This is a genomic window from Streptomyces tamarix (assembly GCF_032423885.1).
GTDB lineage: Bacteria > Actinomycetota > Actinomycetes > Streptomycetales > Streptomycetaceae > Streptomyces > Streptomyces tamarix.
Genome location: NZ_JAWCTQ010000089.1, coordinates 1 through 4,725 on the forward strand (window position 1 = coordinate 1; position 4,725 = coordinate 4,725).

Consider the following 4,725-nt stretch of genomic DNA (forward strand, 5'->3'; position numbering starts at 1 on the left):
CGCGAACGCGCCGGAGGGCGGTCCCGACGGGCGGGACCGCCCTCCGGCGGCAACGTTTCTGCGCGGGTCAGTTCTCCTCGTGGGCGACCGCGCGGCGGGCATCGGCGTCCAGGACGCCCCAGCTGATGAGCTGCTCGGTCAGGACCGAGGGGGACTGGTCGTAGATGACCGCCAGCGTGCGCAGGTCGTCCTGGCGGATCGACAGCACCTTGCCGTTGTAGTCGCCGCGCTGGGACTGGATCGTCGCCGCGTAGCGCTGCAGCGGTCCCGCCTTCTCCTGCGGGACGTGCGCCAGGCGCTCCAGGTCCAGGACCAGCTTCGGCGGCGGCTCGGCGGCGCCGCCCGGCGTGGTGCCCGGCAGCAGCTCCTGCACCGGGACACCGTAGAAGTCGGCCAGCTCGGCGAGACGCTGCACGGTCACGGCGCGGTCGCCGCGCTCGTACGAACCGACCACGACGGCCTTCCAGCGGCCCTGGGACTTCTCCTCCACACCGTGGAGGGACAGGCCCTGCTGGGTGCGGATGGCACGGAGCTTGGCCCCGAGCTGTTTTGCGTATTCGCTGGACATATAGCTCCCTGGACACTGTTACAACGTGCGGCTCCGCCGCGTGGCTGGTAACTCACTGTGAGGTTACGCAGCGTTACTTGGGTGCGTCAAGCCGAACGGTCCGTACTGAGTCCCTTCCGGGTCCTGGTACGGTTGAAGACGCAATTCCGACGTCCTTTAAGGTCCGTCCCGTGAGGCGGAGAAGGAGGTCCGTTCCGTATGGACGCCCCCCAGCAGTCCGATGCCCGCCCCGTCCTCGAGGGTCCGGACATCGCGCGGGTCCTGACCCGCATCGCCCACGAGATCGTCGAGCGCGCCAAGGGCGCCGACGACGTCGTCCTCCTCGGCATCCCCACGCGCGGCGTGTTCCTCGCCCGGCGCCTGGCCGAGAAGCTCGAACAGATCACCGGCCGCGTCACGCCGGTCGGCTCCCTCGACATCACCATGTACCGCGACGACCTGCGCCTCCACCCGGCGCGCGCCCTCGCCCGCACCGACATCCCCGGTGACGGGGTCGACGGCCGCCTGGTGGTCCTCGTCGACGACGTGCTGTTCTCCGGCCGCACCATCCGCGCCGCCCTCGACGCGCTCGGCGACATCGGCCGCCCCCGTGCCGTACAGCTCGCCGTCCTGGTCGACCGCGGTCACCGGGAGCTGCCCATCCGCGCCGACTACGTCGGCAAGAACCTCCCCACGTCGCTGCGCGAGACGGTCAAGGTCCAGCTCTCCGAGGAGGACGGCCGCGACGCCGTGCTGCTCGGCGTGCGCGAGCCCGCCCCGACCGGCGAGAAGTAGCCACCGGCGCGTCCCGCCCTCGCCCGCGCGTCCCCCCCACCCCGCGACCCGTCCCGCGGCACGGGTTCCGGTGCGCGCGGATCCGGGCCGCCCGCCCGCGGCACGGCGGCACACCGGCCTGACCGGTGCCCGCCCGCACCCGGCCCCGGCCCGCCCGGCACGCCCACGGAACCGACCTCCCCACCCCACGGAGAACCCCCAGATGAAGCGCCACCTCATCTCGGCCGCCGACCTCACCAGGGACGACGCCGTCCTCGTCCTCGACACCGCCGAGGAAATGGCCCGCATGGCCGACCGGCCGATCAAGAAGCTGCCCACCCTCCGCGGCCGGACGATCTGCAACCTCTTCTTCGAGGACTCGACCCGCACCCGGATCTCCTTCGAGGCGGCCGAAAAGCGCCTCTCCGCCGACGTCATCAACTTCTCCGCCAAGGGCTCCAGCGTCTCCAAGGGGGAGTCCCTCAAGGACACCGCCCAGACGCTCGCCGCCATGGGCGTCGACGCCGTCGTCATCCGGCACAGCGCCTCCGGCGCCCCCTACCGGCTCGCCAACTCCGGCTGGATCGACGCGCCCGTGATCAACGCCGGCGACGGCACCCACCAGCACCCCACCCAGGCCCTCCTCGACGCCTTCACCCTGCGCCGCCGCCTCGTCGGCCACGACGCCGGCATCGGCCGGGACCTGTCCGGCAAGCGCGTCACCATCGTCGGCGACGTCCTCCACAGCCGCGTCGCCCGCTCCAACGTCGACCTGCTCCACACCCTCGGCGCCGAGGTCACCCTGGTCGCCCCGCCCACCCTCGTGCCCGTCGGCGTCGACACCTGGCCCTGCGAGGTGTCGTACGACCTCGACAGCGCCCTGCCCAAGTGCGACGCCGTCATGATGCTCCGCGTCCAGCGCGAGCGGATGAACGCCGCCTTCTTCCCCACCGAGCGCGAGTACTCCCGCCGCTACGGCCTCGACGCCGAGCGCATGGCGAAGATCCCCGAGCACGCCGTCGTCATGCACCCCGGCCCCATGGTCCGCGGCATGGAGATCACCGCCGAGGTCGCCGACTCCCCCCGCTGCACCGTCGTCGAGCAGGTCGCCAACGGCGTCTTCACCCGCATGGCCGTCCTCTACCTGCTGCTCGGCGGCAACGAGCCCGCCGTCACCCAGCCGTCGTCCCGTACCGAGGAGAAGTAACCCAGCATGAGCAAGACCCTGATCCGTGGTGCGAAGGTCCTCGGCGGCGAGGCCCAGGACGTCCTCATCGAGGACGGGACGATCGCCGCCACCGCCCCGCGGGGCGGAATCGGCTCCGACGGCACCGGCCCGAGCGCCGAGGGCGCCACCGTCGTCGAGGCCGAGGGGCTGATCCTGCTGCCCGGTCTCGTCGACCTCCACACCCACCTGCGCGAGCCCGGCCGCGAGGACTCCGAGACCGTCCTCACCGGCACCCGCGCCGCCGCGAGCGGCGGCTACACGGCCGTCTTCGCCATGGCCAACACCTTCCCCGTCGCCGACACCGCCGGCGTGGTCGAGCAGGTCTACCGCCTGGGCCGCGAGCACGGCTACTGCGACGTGCAGCCCATCGGCGCCGTCACCGTCGGCCTGGAGGGCAGGCAGCTCGCCGAGCTCGGCGCCATGCACGAGTCCGCCGCCGGCGTCACCGTCTTCTCCGACGACGGCAAGTGCGTCGACGACGCCGTGATCATGCGTCGCGCCCTGGAGTACGTGAAGGCGTTCGGCGGCGTCATCGCCCAGCACGCCCAGGAGCCCCGGCTCACCGAGGGCGCCCAGATGAACGAGGGCGTCGTCTCCGCCGAACTCGGCCTCGGCGGCTGGCCCGCCGTCGCCGAGGAGTCGATCATCGCCCGCGACGTCCTCCTCGCCGAGCACGTCGGCTCCCGCGTCCACATCTGCCACCTGTCGACCGCCGGCTCGGTCGAGATCGTCCGCTGGGCCAAGTCCCGCGGCATCGACGTCACCGCCGAAGTCACCCCGCACCACCTCCTCCTCACCGACGAGATGGTCCGCACGTACAACCCGGTCTACAAGGTCAACCCGCCGCTGCGCACCGAGCGCGACGTGATGGCCCTGCGCGAGGCCCTCGCCGACGGCACGATCGACATCGTCGCCACCGACCACGCCCCGCACCCGCACGAGGACAAGGACTGCGAGTGGGCCGCCGCCGCCATGGGCATGGTCGGCCTGGAGACCGCGCTGTCCGTGGTCCAGCACACGATGGTCGACACGGGCCTGCTCGACTGGGCGGCCGTCGCCGACCGCATGTCCTTCGCTCCCGCCCGGATCGGCGGCGCCACCGGCCACGGCCGTCCCGTCTCGGTGGGCGAGCCCGCGAACCTGACGCTGGTCGATCCGGCATACCGTGGAACCGTGGACCCCGCGGGCTTCGCCTCCCGCAGCCGCAACACCCCCTACGAGGGCCGCGAGCTGCCGGGACGCGTCACCCACACCTTCCTGCGGGGCAGGGCAACGCTCATGGACGGGAAGCTCGCGTGACACCTCTGATCCCCCTCGCCGCCGAACCCCGGTCGGCCGAGGTGACCGACTGGACCGCCCGCCTCGGCTGGGTCGGCGTCCTGCTCCTCTTCATCGCCCTCGCCTACTGGCTGATGCGCCAGGGGTGGAAGTGGCGCGTCAGCCTGCAGTCCGACCTGCCCGCGCTCCCCACCGCGCCGAAGGACCCCGGCGAGGTGACGCTCGCCCTCAGCGGCCGGTACCACGGGTCCACCACCGCCGGGCAGTGGCTCGACCGGATCGTGGCCCACGGCCTCGGCACCCGCAGCCGCGCCGAGCTCGCACTGACCGGCGCCGGGCTGGAGGTCGTACGCCCCGGGGCCACCGACTTCTTCGTCCCGGCCGACCGGCTGCGCGGGGCGCGGCTCGACAAGGGCATCGCCGGCAAGGTCCTCACCGAAGGCGGCCTGCTGGTCGTCACCTGGGCCCACGGCGACCAGCTGATCGACTCCGGCTTCCGCTCCGACCGGGCCGCCGACCACCCCGCATGGGTCACCGCCATCAATTCCCTCAGCACCGAGACCACCACGACGGAAGGCGCCGCACGATGACGACCTCCACCCGGGGAACCAGGGTTCCCGCCGTACTCGTCCTGGAGGACGGCCGCAGCTTCCGCGGCCGGGCCTACGGGGCCGTGGGGGAGACATTCGGCGAGGCCGTCTTCTCCACCGGAATGACCGGTTATCAGGAGACCTTGACCGACCCCTCCTACCACCGCCAGGTCGTCGTCATGACGGCCCCGCACGTCGGCAACACCGGCGTCAACGACGAGGACCACGAGTCCGCCCGTATCTGGGTCTCCGGATACGTGGTCCGCGACCCCGCCCGCACCCCCTCCAACTGGCGCTCCCGGCGCTCC

Annotated in this window: 6 protein-coding genes; 5 read left to right on the top strand and 1 reads right to left on the bottom strand. The window is 72.4% G+C overall.

The features are described from left to right. Positions 1-67: 67 nt before the first annotated feature. Positions 68-568 (bottom strand): transcriptional regulator BldD, encoded by a 501-nt coding sequence (gene bldD / locus RND61_RS32280; RefSeq protein WP_015032294.1) that lies wholly within the window; start codon positions 566-568, stop codon positions 68-70. Positions 569-766: 198 nt separating this feature from the next. Here bldD and pyrR point away from each other — a divergent pair, with 198 nt between their 5' ends. From pyrR to RND61_RS32305, 5 genes are all read left to right on the top strand, one after another. Further along, entirely contained in the window at positions 767-1,342 is a 576-nt protein-coding gene (pyrR, locus tag RND61_RS32285) for a bifunctional pyr operon transcriptional regulator/uracil phosphoribosyltransferase PyrR (RefSeq protein WP_315881730.1), read from the top strand. 202 nt (positions 1,343-1,544) lie between these two features. Next, entirely contained in the window at positions 1,545-2,528 is a 984-nt protein-coding gene (locus RND61_RS32290; RefSeq protein WP_315881731.1) for an aspartate carbamoyltransferase catalytic subunit, read from the top strand. Positions 2,529-2,534: 6 nt separating this feature from the next. Continuing rightward, complete coding sequence (locus RND61_RS32295) at positions 2,535-3,848, top strand: dihydroorotase (protein ID WP_315881732.1); 1,314 nt, start codon at positions 2,535-2,537, stop codon at positions 3,846-3,848. Next, positions 3,845-4,417, top strand: a complete 573-nt coding sequence (locus tag RND61_RS32300; protein ID WP_315881733.1) for a PH-like domain-containing protein — start codon at positions 3,845-3,847, stop codon at positions 4,415-4,417. Before RND61_RS32295 ends, RND61_RS32300 begins: the two co-directional genes overlap by 4 nt. Then, positions 4,414-4,725, top strand: a 312-nt coding sequence (locus RND61_RS32305; RefSeq protein WP_315881734.1) for a carbamoyl-phosphate synthase domain-containing protein, incomplete at its 3' end; no start/stop codon positions are given. The genes RND61_RS32300 and RND61_RS32305, both read left to right, overlap by 4 nt.

Excerpts from the sequence above, each read along its gene's own strand:
- pyrR (WP_315881730.1), top strand. The coding sequence starts at position 767 with ATGGACGCCCCCCAGCAGTCCGATGCCCGCCCCGTCCTCGAGGGTCCG.
- RND61_RS32290 (WP_315881731.1), top strand. The coding sequence starts at position 1,545 with ATGAAGCGCCACCTCATCTCGGCCGCCGACCTCACCAGGGACGACGCC.
- RND61_RS32295 (WP_315881732.1), top strand. The coding sequence starts at position 2,535 with ATGAGCAAGACCCTGATCCGTGGTGCGAAGGTCCTCGGCGGCGAGGCC.
- bldD (WP_015032294.1), bottom strand. The coding sequence starts at position 568 with ATGTCCAGCGAATACGCAAAACAGCTCGGGGCCAAGCTCCGTGCCATC.